This is a genomic window from Nocardioides ginsengisegetis (assembly GCF_014138045.1).
Classification (GTDB): Bacteria; Actinomycetota; Actinomycetes; order Propionibacteriales; family Nocardioidaceae; genus Nocardioides; species Nocardioides ginsengisegetis.
This window is the reverse complement of sequence record NZ_JACGXA010000003.1, coordinates 1-12,537: the sequence shown is the minus strand read 5'-3', so window position 1 is coordinate 12,537 and position 12,537 is coordinate 1. Positions and strand designations below refer to the sequence as shown.

Below are 12,537 nucleotides of genomic sequence, written 5' to 3'. Positions count from 1 at the left end.
GCTCGTAACCACGCGCCGAGAGCAAGGTGCTGGCATGGCCGCCACCACCTCGTCGTACTCCATCACCATGCGCCTCTACACGGCGCCGGACCACGGGGTGGTGGGAGCGGTCGCGACCGCGATCGCCCAGGCCGGCGGCATCGTGACCGCCATCGACGTGGCGGAGTCCAGCCACGAGCGGCTCGTGGTCGACGTGACCTGCTCGGCCAGCGACGCCGACCACGCCAAGCTCCTCGAGGCCGCGGTCGACGCGGTGGCCGGGGTCGAGGTCCACAAGACCAGTGACCGGACCTTCCTGCTGCACCTCGGCGGCAAGATCGAGGTCGCCTCCAAGGTGCCGCTGAAGAACCGCGACGACCTCTCCATGGCCTACACCCCCGGCGTCGGTCGGGTGAGCATGGCGATCGCCGAGCACCCCGACGACGTCTGGCGGCTGACGGTCAAGGGCAACTCCGTCGCGGTCGTCACCGACGGCTCGGCCGTCCTCGGCCTCGGCAACATCGGCCCCGGCGCCGCGATGCCGGTGATGGAGGGGAAGGCCGCGCTGTTCAAGCGCTTCGCCGACATCGACGCCTGGCCGATCTGCCTGGCCAGCCAGGACACCGACGAGATCGTCCGGGCCGTCGAGATGATCGCGCCCGGCTTCGGCGGCATCAACCTCGAGGACATCGCGGCCCCGCGCTGCTTCGAGATCGAGGCGCGGCTGCGCGCCAGCCTCGACATCCCGGTCTTCCACGACGACCAGCACGGCACCGCGATCGTCGTGCTCGCCGCGCTGACCAACGCGCTGCGCGTGGTGCGCAAGCAGCTCGCCGACGTGCGGGTCGTGGTCTCGGGCGGCGGTGCCGCCGGCACCGCCATCGTCACGCTCCTGCTCGCCGCCGGCGTCACCGACGTGGTCGTGGTCGACCGGGCCGGCGCCCTGTCGGCCGACGACGACACCCTCGCGCCCGCGCACCGCGAGCTGGCGGCCGCGACCAACCCCCGCCGCGTCACCGGCGACCTGCACACGGTGCTGGCCGGCGCCGACGTGTTCATCGGCGTGAGCGCGCCCGGCGTGCTGAAGCCCGAGTGGATCAAGGACATGGCCGACGACGCGGTCGTCTTCGCGCTGGCCAACCCCGACCCCGAGGTCGACCCCGCCGAGGCCGAGAAGTACGCCGCCGTGGTGGCGAGCGGCCGCTCGGACTACCCCAACCAGATCAACAACGTGCTGGCCTTCCCGGGCGTCTTCCGGGGCCTGCTCGACGCGCGGGCCTCCGAGATCACCGTCGACATGCTGCTCCGGGCGGCCGAGGCGATCGCCCTGGTCGTCAAGGACGAGGAGCTCAACCCCAACTTCATCATCCCGACCGTCTTCCACCCCGACGTGCCGAAGGCGGTCGCCGCGGCGATCCGCGGTCACTGAGTCCGGGGCGGGCTAGCCTGAGCGCATGCCCAGCTTCGCGCACACCGAGACCGTCGCCGCCTCCCCGGAGCACGTCTTCGCGATCATCGACGACTTCACCCGGACCCCGGAGTGGCTGACTCGCTGCACGGGCATCGACAAGCTCGAGGACGGCCCCAACCACGCCGGCCTGCCGCTGAAGTACCACTACAAGGACGGCAGCCGCACCGGCACGATGGACGGCGAGGTCGCGGCGCGCGAGCAGGACCGCCACCTCACCCTGCACTTCGTCGACAAGATGACCGACGTGACGGTCGACTTCAAGGTCGCGCCGATGGGTGCCGAGACGTCGCTGACCCACGAGATCACGATCCAGACCAAGGGCTTCGGCAAGCTCTTCACGCCGATGATCAAGCGGGCGCTGCCCAGGCAGACCCTCGACGCGATGACGAAGCTGAAGGCGCTCGCCGAGTCCTGAGCCGGGTCTTGAGCCGGGTCCCCGTCAGCGGGTCGCGCAGAGCGCGGCCCCGACGATCCCGGCCTTGTTGCGCAGTGTCGCCGGGACGATCTCGGTGTCGATGTCGATCAGCGGCAGGAACTCGTCGGACTTCTTGCTGATCCCGCCGCCCACGACGAAGAGGTCGGGCGAGAAGAGCATCTCCAGGGTCCGGTAGTACGTCGTGAGCCGCTGGGCCCACTTCGCCCAGGACAGGTCCTCGGACTCCCGGGCGCTGTTGGCGGCGCGCTTCTCGGCGCCGTGGCCGTCGATCTCGAGGTGCCCGAGCTCGGAGTTGGGCACCAGCACGCCGTCGTACACCAGGGCGGAGCCGATGCCGGTGCCGAGGGTGGTGACGATGACCAGTCCGTCGCGCCCGCGGGCGGCGCCGTACCGCACCTCGGCCAGGCCGGCGGCGTCCGCGTCGTTGACGACATGCACGTCGCGGCCGGTCGCCTTGGTGAAGAGGGCGTCCGCGTCGGTGCCGAGCCAGGACTTGTCGATGTTGGCGGCGGAGTGCACCACCCCGTGGCGTACGACGCCGGGCACGGTCACGCCGACCGGACCCCGAGAGTCGGGGAACTGCTCGAGGATCCCCGCGAACACCTCCGCCACCGCCTCGGGGGTGGAGGGCTTGGGCGTCGTCGCGCGCACGCGCTCGGCCGCGAAGTCGCCGGTCCCGAGGTCGACGGGCGCGCCCTTGATGCCGGTGCCGCCGAAGTCGATGCCGAAGGGGAGGTCGCCGCTCATGGGCACAATCTCGCCGTCCGGAGGGCGGGAAGCAACCCCGGAAGCAACCCTCGCGGCCCCGGCTGCGTGCCAGAGATGAGGGCCCGTCCGGGCCCCGGACGGAGGACTACGATGGACATCAGGACCCGCCGGCACCCGATCGCCGCGATCGCCCCCACGGTCGCCGCCGCGCTCGCGCTGGCCCTGGGCGCCCCCACCCCCGTGGGCGCCGCGAGCGCGTCGGTCAACGGACCGTCCTCGGGGGACGTGCGCGTGTGCACCGGCCCCGACCTCACGGCGTCCAAGGGGGCTCTCGAGGGGGCCGCGGGGTCGCGCTTCCTCACGGTCCGCGTCACCAACGCCTCGGAGACCGCCTGCCAGACGATGGGCTACACGGCCTACCGGTTCCGCAACGCGGCCGGCCCGATCGGGCACGAGTCGACGCCCAACACGGTCACCGACGGCACCGAGGGCGTCCCCGTCGTGATCTCTGCCGGGGCCACGGTGAAGTCGGTGCTGAGCTGGACCGACCCGGGGCCGACGGTGCCGAGCCAGTGCCACGCCAAGGCGACCACGGCCTTCCGGCTCAAGATCCACGACGTGGACCGCTACTACCGGCTGCCACTGAAGGTCGACGTCTGCACGACGCTGAAGTACCGCCCGCACGGCACCCGGCTCCAGTGACGAGCGCCTGACGGGCCGGCCGCCGGACGAAATATCGGAGGCCTGCGGACGGCCGAGGTGTCAGGCTCGTGGCATGCCCACCGAGCTCACCACGCCCCAGCACCTCGAGGGACTGCGTGCTGCCCTGGTCTCCTTCGTCCGGTACGCCGAGCGGGCCGGCCTTCGCGCGCCCGTCCCGACCTGCCCCGACTGGACCGTCCGGCACCTCGTCGCGCACCAGGGGATGGTGCACCGGTGGGCCGCGGCGGCGCTCCGCGGCGAGCGGGTCGACCCGGACGACCTCGAACGCGACGGTCGCTCCTCGCCCGACCCGCTGGAGTGGCTGCGCGACGGGGCCGTCGAGGTGGCCGCGGCGGTGACCAGCGCGCCCGAGCGGGTGGCCGCGCCGGTGTTCCTGCTCGACGCCCCGCCGGCCCGGGCCTTCTGGGCGCGGCGGCAGTGCCACGAGACCACGATCCACGCCGTCGACGCGCTCGCGGCCTCACTGGGTCGCTACCCCCGCGGGTCGGAGACCTGGATCGACCCCGTGCTCGCCCGCGACGGCATCGACGAGCTGCTCGGCGGGTTCCTGCCCCGGCCCCGGTCGCGGCTGCGGCGCCCGGAGGAGACGACGCTGGTGGTGGCTCCCACGGACGGACCCGACTGGTGGCGCGTGCAGATCGGCGCGCACCCGCCGGTGACCACGCGGCGTACGGGCCCGGTGGCGGAGGCCGACGTGACGCTCACCGGCCCGTCGGTCGGGCTCTACCTGACGCTGTGGAACCGCTCGGACGCCGAGGAGGACTGCGTCGACACGCGGGGCGTGCTGGACGACTGGCGCGACCTGTCGGCGGTCCGCTGGGCCTGACTTTACAAACCAGAACCTCTTGTCAAAGTGGTTTACAAACCCTATGGTCATGTAAACCCCGGCAGGAAGGTTCCCGCATGAGCACCGCCAACGCGACGGTCCCCCTCGGCTCGACCGAGGCGTGGAAGGACAAGAAGCGCTACCTGTGGCTGATCGGCCTCGTCGTCCCGAGCCTGGCGTTCATCGCCGGCGGGATGTGGGCGCTGACCGGGTGGGGCGTGTGGTTCTGGATCGGTCCGATCGTGATCCTCGGCGTCGTCCCGGCGATCGACCTGCTCGCGGGGCTGGACCGCTCCAACCCGCCCGACGACGCGATCGAGGCGCTGGAGAAGGACCGCTACTACCGCTGGATCACCTATCTCTTCCTGCCGATCCAGTACGTCGGCTTCGTCGGCGCCTTCTACGTCATCGCCCACGGTGCCGGCGGCTTCGGCGACCTGACCACGCTCGACAAGCTCGGCCTGGCGATCTCGATCGGCTGCATCGGCGGGATCGGCATCAACACCGCCCACGAGCTCGGCCACAAGAAGGAGGCCAACGAGCGCTGGCTGTCCAAGATCGCGCTGGCGCAGAGCTTCTACGGCCACTTCTACATCGAGCACAACCGCGGCCACCACGTCCGGGTCGCCACCCCGGAGGACCCCGCCAGCAGCCGGTTCGGCGAGAACTTCTACCAGTTCTGGCCGCGCACGGTGATCGGGTCGCTGCGCTCGGCCTGGCGGCTGGAGAAGCGGCGCTACGCCCGCAAGCAACAGCACCCCTTCCGGCTCGGCAACGACGTGCTCAACGCCTGGCTGATGTCCGCGGTGCTGTGGGGCGGCCTGGTCGCCTGGCTGGGCGTGGGGATCCTGCCGTTCCTCGTCGTGCAGGCGGTCGTCGGTTTCTCGCTGCTCGAGGTCGTCAACTACATGGAGCACTACGGGATGCTGCGGCAGAAGGTCGGCGTCGGCGAGCGCCAGCGCTACGAGCGGGTCGACCCCTCGCACTCGTGGAACTCCAACAACATCGCGACCAACGTGCTGCTCTACCACCTGCAGCGGCACAGCGACCACCACGCCAACCCGACGCGTCGCTACCAGACCCTGCGCGACTTCGAGGAGAGCCCGGTGCTGCCCACGGGGTACGCCGGCATGATCGTGCTCGCGATCCTCCCGCCGGTCTGGCGCCGGGTGATGGACCCCCGCGTCCTCGCCCACTTCGATGGCGACCTGACCCGCGCCAACCTCCAGCCCCGCAAGCGCGAGCGCATCCTCGCGGCGTACCCGCCCCCGCCATCGGTGGTTGAGGAGGTTGCTCTGCAACCGTCTCGAAACCAGCCGATCGAGGAGGTTCTCGCGGCCCGCTGCCCCGGCTGCTCCTACACCTACGACGTCAACGCCGGCGACGAGCATGAGGGCTTCGCCGCCGGGACGGCCTGGGCCGACATCCCCGCCGACTGGTGCTGCCCGGACTGCGGCGTGCGCGAGAAGGTCGACTTCATCCCCCTGAGCCGGAGCGAGGCCCTCTGATGCGCATCCACGTGGACCGCGACCGGTGCGAGGGGCTCGGCATGTGCGAGGCGATGGCGCACGAGTTCTTCGAGCTCCGTGAGGATGAGGGAGGTGACGACGTCATGCACCTGCGCGACGAGACGCCGGCCGAGGAGCACCGTGGGCAGGTGGCCGCGGCCGTTGCGTCCTGCCCGGTGCTCGCACTGTCCCTGACCGACTGAGCACGACCGGCTCCCTAGACTGGTGCCGTGACGACCGCCCCCGACCGAGCCCCCCTGACGGCGACGATGCGGGAGCGGGTCGTCGAGGCCGCCGTGGCGCTGACCACCGAGGTCGGCTGGGCCCAGGTGACGATGGCCCGGATCGCCGACCGGGTGGGGGTCTCCCGGCAGACCGTCTACAACGAGGTCGGCACCAAGCCGGGCCTGGCCGAGGCGATGATCCTGCACGAGCTCGACCGCTTCCTCGGCGTGGTCAACCTCGCCTTCGACGACGCCCCGACCGACCTGGTCGAGGCGATCCGGGGGGCGACCCGCGGGGTCCTCGAGCTGGCCCAGGACAACCCGCTCCTGCACGCCGTCGTCTCCGCGACGCACGGCGCCGACACCGAGCTGCTGCCGCTGCTGACGACCCACGCCGAGTCCCTGCTCGCCGCGGCCAAGATCGTCATCAAGGACCGGATCGAGCCCTACGCGCTCGCCCTCGACGACGAGCACCTCGAGGCCGCCATCGACATGGTCGTCCGGGTGGTGCTCAGCCATGTCATGCAGCCCTCGGCCTCCCCGGCCGACACGTCCGCCGACATCGCCTGGATCGCCGCGCGGGTGCTGCGCCCCTAGCCCTCAGCCCGTCGCGCGGCGGGCCCGGGCATGAGCGAGCTCGACGGCCTCGTGGAACCCGCGGGCGACGTACGCCGGGACCTTGAGGCCCTGCTCGCGGGCCCACAGCAGCTCGCGCTCGACCCGGGAGATCTCGCCAGCGAAGCGGCTCGGCTCGTCGGCGATGCCCAGGGTGGCCATCACCTCGCCGAAATCGGCCCGCTGGCCGTCGTGGTTGGCGCCCACTGGGGCGAACGAGAATCGCCGTAACCGGCGCACCAGCCAGCGCTGCCAGCCGGTGAGCTCGCTCCACAGACCGCGCGCGGAGAGCTGGTAGAAGGCGAAGTGGCCGGGCTCCTGGCGACGGATCGGGGCGATCACGGTGTCGGCCACCGCCGTCTCGCCCATCTCCGTGACCCCCCGGTGCAGCAGGTTGTAGGCCAGCACCGCGGAGCGCTCGGTGGCCGCGCCGGTCAGGTAGTAGAGCATCCGCACGACGTCCTGGATCGCGGCGACGTGGGCGAGCATCCCCAGCACCTTGATCTTCGCCCCCACCGTGTCGAGGTCGGGGGTGGCCGGCGGCCGGCCGACCTGCACCTGCAGGCGGTCGAGGATCAGCCCGTGCTGGACCTCCTGCGGCTGCCAGACGTCCGCGAAGAAGCGGCGGTCGACCTCGGGCGGGTCCGGGAGCAGCGTGACGAGCTCGAGGACGTTGCGGTCCACCTCGAGCTCGACCCGGGCCATGTAGTCCAGCACGTGGCCGTAGCGCTCGGCGAGGACGGCGGGCCGGTGCACGGTGAAGTCGACGGACGACAGCTCGATCGGCGGGTGCTCGGCCCCCAGGCGCTCGACGTGGTCGACGAGTCGCTGCTCCGTCGTACGGGCAGGGGCCGCGGCGTGGCGCATAGTGTGGGGCACGTGGAGCATTCGGCGCCGGGCGCGGTCCGGATGGGCACGCATGCCGGACGGGCCGTCGTGGCCGCCGCCCTGCTCGGCTCGGGCATGACCATGCTGGACGGCACCGTCGTCAACGTCGCGCTGCGCACGATCGGCGCGGACCTCGACGCGACGCTCGCCGAGCTCCAGTGGGTCTCCAACGGCTACCTCCTCTCGCTGGCCAGCCTGATCCTGCTCGGGGGCTCGCTGGGCGACCGGTTCGGCCGTGTGCGGGTGTTCAACGTCGGGACCGTCGCCTTCACGCTCGCCTCGGTGCTGTGCGGGCTCGCGCCCACACCGGAGGTGCTGATCGCGGCCCGCGTCCTGCAGGGCGCCGGCGCGGCGCTGCTGATGCCCGGCAGCCTCGCGATGATCCAGGGCGCCTTCGTGCGTGACGACCGGGCGGCCGCGATCGGCGCCTGGTCGGGCCTCGGCGGCATCGCGGCGGCGCTCGGGCCGTTCCTCGGCGGCACCCTCATCGAGTACGCCGACTGGCGCTGGATCTTCTTCCTCAACGTCCCCCTCGGCGCGCTGAGCGTGGTCGTCGCGACCCGGTCGGTGCCCGAGACGCTCGACCCGCACGCCCCCGCGCGGTTCGACGCGACCGGGGCGCTGCTCGCGTGCCTGACGCTCGGCGGGACGACGTACGCGCTCATCGAGTGGGGCCGGCCACTCGTGCCCGTTGCGTTGGGGGTCGCCGTGCTGGCCGCGGCCGCGTTCGTGCTCGTCGAGCGCCGGAGCGACCACCCGATGCTGCCGCTGGGGATCTTCGCCGACCGCACGTTCAGCAGCGCCAACGCGATGACGCTGCTCGTCTACGCCGCCCTCGGCGCCGTGCTGTTCTTCCTCGTCCTGCAGCTCCAGGTCGTGGTCGGGTACGGCGCCCTCCGCGCGGGCATCTCCAGCCTGCCGATCACGGTCTGCATGCTGCTGCTGGCCCGGCGCGGTGGCCGGCTGGCGTCCCGGATCGGGCCGCGGATCCCGATGACCCTCGGGCCGCTGGTGATGGCGGCGGGGGTGCTGCTGCTGACGCGAGTGGGTCCGGGGACGACGTACGTCCTCGACGTGCTGCCCGGCATCACCGTCTTCGGGCTGGGCCTGCCGCTGCTGGTCGCGCCGCTGACGGCCACGGTGCTGGCGGCCGCGCCCGACGAGCACGCCGGCCTCGCGAGCGGGGTCAACAACGCGGTGGCGCGGGCCGGCTCGCTGCTGGCCGTCGCGGCGCTGCCGCTGCTGGTCGGGCTCCGGGGCGACGACTACGCCGACCCGGCCGTGCTCGACGACGCCTACCGCTCCGCGATGGTCGCCTGCGCGGTCCTGCTCGTGCTCGGCGGGCTGCTGTCGTGGGCGACGATCCGGACGCCGGGCGGCCTGGGCAGGTCCGGGGGCAGGTCGCGGTGACGTCACGATCGGCGGACCCGGCTGTGCGGCTTGCCGCATCGACCTAGTCTGACCCGTGAGGGAGGGCACATGCGGAACGCGCGCGCACTGGCGGCACTGCTGCTGCCCCTCGCCCTGCTCACGACGGCCGGCTGCGACGGGAAGGCCGCGGCCCACGACCCGGCCACCAGCCCGGCGGCCGCGACGTCCGGCGCGGGTGACCCGGGCACGAGCCCCAGCAACAGCACCAGCCCCGTCGCCGACGCCGACCACGCGGTCGACCCGCCCGGCAAGCTGAGCGGCCGGCTCTACGCCGCCGACATGCTCGTCTACAGCCAGGACACCCTCAGCCCCGCGGTCGTGAAGCGGATCCAGCACCTGAAGGGCGTCACCCGCGTCGAGAGCCTCTCGATGGCACAGGTCAGCATCGAGAACCACGCCCTCAACGTGGCGGCCGTCGACGCGGGCACCTACCGCAACTGGACGCCGTACGCCTCGGCCACCACGCAGGCCGTCTGGGACCGGGTCGCGGGCGGCGAGGTCGCGCTGCTCCCGGAGCTGAAGAAGCGGCTGCCGATCACCGGCAAGGGCTACCTCCAGCTCGGCTCCAGCAAGGACGCCCCCGAGCTGCACGTCGGGGCGTTCGCGCCGCAGATCCCCAACGCCATCGACGCCGTCGTCAACGAGAAGTGGGCCGACTCGCTGGGCATGAAGAAGGACAACGCGCTGCTGATCTACACCGGCAGCACGTCGCCGTCCTCGCTGCGCAAGCCCGTCGAGAAGGTCGCCGGCACGACCGCGTCGGTCCAGAGCCTCGACATCGTCGCGCGCGCCGGCCTGGACATCCACGCGAAGCAGACGGCGTTCCTCGTCGGCTCGGTCGCCGACGCGGTCGGCACCTTCAACTACACCGTGCTCGGCGGCGGCCGGATCGCACCGGAGGCCTCGTGGGTCGCCTCCCACATCGCCACCCAGCAGGTCCCGATCCTGGGCAGCGTCACCTGCAACCGGCTGCTCTTCCCGCAGCTCACCGCCGCGCTCAACGAGGTCGTCGACCAGGGGCTGGCCGACAAGATCCACCCCGACGAGTACGCCGGCTGCTACTACCCGCGCTTCATCGCCGGCACGACCACGCTGTCCAACCACTCCTTCGGGCTCGCCCTCGACCTCAACGTGCCCGGCAACCAGCGCGGCACCGTCGGCGAGATGGACCGCCAGGTCGTCGCGATCTTCGAGAAGTGGGGCTTCACCTGGGGCGGCCGGTGGCACTACACCGACCCGATGCACTTCGAGATGAACTCGCTGGTCGACCCCCGCTGAATCCACGCGTGAGTCTCAGGCGGGCGACGTACGACGCCTGATCTGTCCGGCGACCATCTCCATGGTCCGTCGCGCCCGGTCGAGGTCGTGCGAGAGGAAGTAGTGGTCGGCACCCGGCGTCATGTCGGAGACGACCTCGATCCCGGCGTTGCGCAGCCGGGCGGCGTACTTGTCGCCGTCGGGACGCAGGGTGTCCCGCTCAGCGGTGAGGACGACCGCGGGCGGCAGCCCCCGCACGGTGTCGGTCAGCAGCGGCGAGGCGTAGGGGTCCGCACGGGTCGCGGGGTCGGGGAAGTAGACCCGGCGCACGAGCCTGCGCAGGGCGGGCGAGATCATCCCGGGCGCCCCGGTGTCGACGGCGGTGGCCATGTCGAGGGCCGGGACGCCGAGCACCTGGAGGACCGGGGCGAAGGAGCCGCGGTTCGCGCGCCTGCAGACAGGTGGCGGCGGCCAGCGCCCCGCCGGACGAGAGGCCGCCGACGGCGACGCGGGTCCCGTCGATGCCGTGGTCACTGCCGCGGGTGGCGAGGTGGGCGGCGGCGTCGTGGGCCTCGTGCTGGGCGACGGGGTACCGCACGTAGGGGCCGGCGCGGAAGTCGACGTTGGCGACCACGACGCCCGCCCGGGAGGCGACGTACCGGCACCAGAAGTCGTCCATCTGTGGGTAGCGCATCAGGAAGGCGCCGCCGTGGAAGTGCACGTAGGCGCCGAGGGCGCGCCGGGCCGCGCGGACCGGGCGGTAGAGGTGGACCGGCACGTGGCCGTAGCGCGTGGGCACGCGGACCTTCTCCGGCTTCGGCAGGTCCTCGCCGGCGAAGCGGAGCTCGTCGCCATAGCGGACGGGTGAAGCGGGCGAGTGCGTGCATGAGCCCGGCCCGGACGGCGTCGTCGATCCTCACGTAGCCCGTTCGGAGCCGCTCGCGGATCGGATGGGCCGGTCGGCGAGCGGGCCCCGGTCGGTAGCGTGCCGGGCATGCGCGCCGTCCAGGTCATCACGCCCACCGGTCCCAGCGATCTCGAGATCCGCGACGTCGCCGAGCCGACGCCCGGCCCCGACGACGTGCTCGTCGAGGGCACCGCGTCGGCATCTCCTTCCCCGACCTGCTGCTGAGCAAGGGGCAGTACCAGCTCAAGCCCGAGCCGCCCTTCACCCTCGGCGTGGACTTCGCGGGGTCGTGGTGTCCGGCGGCGGGCTCGCTCCGGGGACGCGGGTCGCCGGGGTGGCGCCGTACGGCGCTGCCGGTGAGCTGGTCAGCAACCCGGCGGGTCTCGACGTTCGCACTGCCGGACTCGATCAGCCTCGACGAGGGGGCTGCGCTGCCCATGAACTACCTGACCGCGCAGTTCGCGCTGGCCGAGCGCGGCGACGTGAAGGCCGGCGAGACCGTGCTCGTGCACGGCGCGGCCGGTGGCGTCGGCACCGCGACCATCCAGGTCGCGAAGGGCTACGGCGCCCGCACGATCGCGGTCGTCTCGACCGAGGAGAAGGCCAAGGTCGCCCTCGACGCCGGCGCCGACGAGGCGGTGCTGCTCCGACGACTTCAAGGACAAGGTCATGGAGCTGACCGGGGGCCGGGGCGTCGACATCGTCCTCGACGTGGTCGGCGGCGACGCCTTCACCGACTCGCTGCGGGTGCTCGGGGCGCAGGGGCGGCTGCTGGTCGTCGGCTTCGCGTCCGGCCAGGGCATCCCCGAGGTCAAGGTCAACCGGCTCCTCCTCAACAACATCGACGTCCGCGGCGTCGGCTGGGGCGCCTACGCGATGATGCGGCCGGGCTACATGCACGAGCAGTGGGCCGAGATCCTGCCGATGATGGAGTCGGGCGTCATCAAGCCGCCGATCGGGGCGACGTACGCGCTCGAGGACTTCGGACAGGCGCTGGTCGACATGGACGAACGCCGCACCCTCGGCAAGTCCGGTCGTCCGGGTGCGCGACTGACCGATCGGTTACGGTCGGTCCCGTGAGCATGCTGGATGACGCCCGACCGGGCATGAACCCCCGACATCCGTCCCCAGGACGACCTCTTCGGACACGGGAACGGGCGGTGGCTCGACGAGACCGAGATCCCTCGGACCGCTCGAGCTGGGGACCCTTCGTCCAGCTGGCCGACGTGGCCGAGGAGCAGGTCCGCCGGATCATCGAGGACATCGCGTCCGCCGATCCGGCGTCGCTGGACGACGAGGCGCGCAAGATCCACGACCTCTACGCGTCGTTCATGGACACCGAGACCATCAACCACCGCGGTCTGCGGCCCGTGCGGCCGCTGATCGACGCGGTCGCCGCCCTGCGCGACACCCGCGACCTGGCGGCGTTCCTCGGCGAGTTCGAGCGGATCGGCGGGCACGGCCTCTTCGGCAGCTACATCGCCACCGACAACAAGGACTCCGACCGCTACCTCTTCCACCTCGTGCAGGGCGGCCTCGGGCTGCCGGACGAGTCCTACTACCG

The 12,537-nt window shown here is 72.1% G+C and carries 14 protein-coding genes and 3 pseudogenes; 13 read left to right on the top strand and 4 right to left on the bottom strand.

What is annotated here, in order from left to right; translation table 11 throughout:
* Positions 1-34: 34 nt before the first annotated feature.
* Complete coding sequence (locus tag FB382_RS19605; RefSeq protein WP_182541667.1) at positions 35-1,408, top strand: NAD-dependent malic enzyme; 1,374 nt, start codon at positions 35-37, stop codon at positions 1,406-1,408.
* A gap of 25 nt (positions 1,409-1,433) precedes the next feature.
* Entirely contained in the window at positions 1,434-1,865 is a 432-nt protein-coding gene (locus tag FB382_RS19600) for an SRPBCC family protein (RefSeq protein ID WP_182541666.1), read from the top strand.
* A gap of 24 nt (positions 1,866-1,889) precedes the next feature.
* On the opposite strand, the gene ppgK is transcribed toward FB382_RS19600, so the two are convergent.
* On the bottom strand, positions 1,890-2,633 hold the full coding sequence (ppgK, locus tag FB382_RS19595; protein ID WP_182541665.1) for a polyphosphate--glucose phosphotransferase: 744 nt from the start codon (positions 2,631-2,633) through the stop codon (positions 1,890-1,892).
* Positions 2,634-2,744: 111 nt separating this feature from the next.
* Here ppgK and FB382_RS19590 point away from each other — a divergent pair, with 111 nt between their 5' ends.
* The 5 genes from FB382_RS19590 to FB382_RS19570 all read left to right on the top strand — a co-directional run bounded on the left by FB382_RS19590 (position 2,745) and on the right by FB382_RS19570 (position 6,472).
* Positions 2,745-3,296, top strand: coding sequence for a DUF4232 domain-containing protein (locus FB382_RS19590; protein WP_182541664.1), 552 nt, complete (start codon positions 2,745-2,747; stop codon positions 3,294-3,296).
* A gap of 73 nt (positions 3,297-3,369) precedes the next feature.
* The gene (locus FB382_RS19585) at positions 3,370-4,143 is read left to right on the top strand and encodes a maleylpyruvate isomerase family mycothiol-dependent enzyme (RefSeq protein WP_182541663.1); all 774 of its coding nucleotides are present in this window, start codon (positions 3,370-3,372) and stop codon (positions 4,141-4,143) included.
* A gap of 77 nt (positions 4,144-4,220) precedes the next feature.
* The gene (locus FB382_RS19580) at positions 4,221-5,651 is read left to right on the top strand and encodes a fatty acid desaturase (protein ID WP_182541275.1); all 1,431 of its coding nucleotides are present in this window, start codon (positions 4,221-4,223) and stop codon (positions 5,649-5,651) included.
* Complete coding sequence (locus tag FB382_RS19575; RefSeq protein ID WP_182541274.1) at positions 5,651-5,854, top strand: ferredoxin; 204 nt, start codon at positions 5,651-5,653, stop codon at positions 5,852-5,854. The genes FB382_RS19580 and FB382_RS19575 overlap by 1 nt, the downstream gene beginning before the upstream one ends.
* 27 nt (positions 5,855-5,881) lie before the next feature.
* The gene (locus tag FB382_RS19570; protein WP_343055673.1) at positions 5,882-6,472 is read left to right on the top strand and encodes a TetR/AcrR family transcriptional regulator; all 591 of its coding nucleotides are present in this window, start codon (positions 5,882-5,884) and stop codon (positions 6,470-6,472) included.
* A 3-nt stretch (positions 6,473-6,475) separates the two neighbouring features.
* On the opposite strand, the gene FB382_RS19565 is transcribed toward FB382_RS19570, so the two are convergent.
* The gene (locus tag FB382_RS19565) at positions 6,476-7,369 is read right to left on the bottom strand and encodes a GTP-binding protein LepA (protein ID WP_343055672.1); all 894 of its coding nucleotides are present in this window, start codon (positions 7,367-7,369) and stop codon (positions 6,476-6,478) included.
* Between FB382_RS19565 and FB382_RS19560 the strand changes: the two genes are divergently transcribed.
* Positions 7,370-8,788, top strand: coding sequence for an MFS transporter (locus FB382_RS19560; protein ID WP_343055671.1), 1,419 nt, complete (start codon positions 7,370-7,372; stop codon positions 8,786-8,788).
* 69 nt (positions 8,789-8,857) lie between these two features.
* Positions 8,858-10,087, top strand: coding sequence for a M15 family metallopeptidase (locus tag FB382_RS19555; RefSeq protein ID WP_182541273.1), 1,230 nt, complete (start codon positions 8,858-8,860; stop codon positions 10,085-10,087).
* Positions 10,088-10,102: 15 nt separating this feature from the next.
* On the opposite strand, the gene FB382_RS22685 is transcribed toward FB382_RS19555, so the two are convergent.
* The gene (locus FB382_RS22685; RefSeq protein ID WP_343055687.1) at positions 10,103-10,600 is read right to left on the bottom strand and encodes an alpha/beta hydrolase fold domain-containing protein; all 498 of its coding nucleotides are present in this window, start codon (positions 10,598-10,600) and stop codon (positions 10,103-10,105) included.
* Positions 10,524-10,844: pseudogene (locus tag FB382_RS23155) on the bottom strand (alpha/beta hydrolase); the annotation flags it as partial. The pseudogene FB382_RS23155 and the gene FB382_RS22685, both read right to left, overlap by 77 nt.
* A 216-nt stretch (positions 10,845-11,060) precedes the next feature.
* Between FB382_RS23155 and FB382_RS21890 the strand changes: the two are divergent.
* The 4 genes and pseudogenes from FB382_RS21890 to FB382_RS19540 form a co-directional block, all read left to right on the top strand.
* A complete protein-coding gene (locus FB382_RS21890) occupies positions 11,061-11,198 on the top strand; it encodes a hypothetical protein (RefSeq protein ID WP_220481934.1) in 138 nt (45 codons plus the stop codon).
* A 212-nt stretch (positions 11,199-11,410) separates the two neighbouring features.
* Positions 11,411-11,560: pseudogene (locus FB382_RS23150) on the top strand (NADPH:quinone oxidoreductase family protein); the annotation flags it as partial.
* A gap of 82 nt (positions 11,561-11,642) precedes the next feature.
* A complete protein-coding gene (locus tag FB382_RS22675) occupies positions 11,643-12,053 on the top strand; it encodes a zinc-binding dehydrogenase (RefSeq protein ID WP_220481933.1) in 411 nt (136 codons plus the stop codon).
* Between the two features lie 80 nt (positions 12,054-12,133).
* Positions 12,134-12,537, top strand: a pseudogene (locus tag FB382_RS19540) (M13 family metallopeptidase N-terminal domain-containing protein); the annotation flags it as partial.